Below are 665 nucleotides of genomic sequence, written 5' to 3' on the forward strand. Positions count from 1 at the left end.
TTTCGCGCACAATTCTGACAGTTCCTGTACGTTATTTACGGGACGGCAGGAAAAATCAGGCAAAGCGGAAAGAATTTTTACCATTTCATCAAAGCCAACGTCAAAAACAACGCGATTTATCGGCTCAAATTGAATTGCGGGGTCGTAGATATTTTCTATTTCTACAAGCGCATAACGGCAGGGATGAGAGGGAAGGCTGTCTCCTGCCTTGTAACCTGAGGCAATTTGGCAGCCCCCGGCTGCCTTGTATTCTTCCCAAATGCCCTTTGCCGCCGCAATAGAATGGTTGCCGTCTCCTACGGCAAAGAGAAAAGGCTTCCCTTCTCCGCCATACCGCCCTGTGGAACGATTATAAAGAGCGTCAAATTTTTCCGTAATAAATGAAACAGCCTCTGTTTCTTCATCGTTTTTAATGTCTAAAAACCAGCCTGTCACGCTTCCCGAATCCATCATCAATGGCGTACTGTAACAAGGAGACGATTTTTTTACTCTCTCGCCAATGGCCGGCAATAAGGTATCCGCCTCATCGTCAATAAGCAGTATAACGTGGGGAAGCTCCAACGGCGCGCCTCGGCGAATATCCATTCGCGGGGGAAGGCGTTCAGGCACCGCGCCTTCAGTACAGCGGATTAACGGGCGCGATTCGGGATGCCAGTCGTACTGTT

1 protein-coding gene is annotated in these 665 nt (G+C 49.0%); it reads right to left on the minus strand.

From position 1 onward, the window contains the following. Positions 1-665 (minus strand): DUF1015 family protein (locus tag ACYVRH_RS13980; protein WP_461257491.1); only part of this gene is annotated, 665 nt, incomplete at both ends.

Source organism: Treponema sp. R80B11-R83G3 (assembly GCF_054786115.1).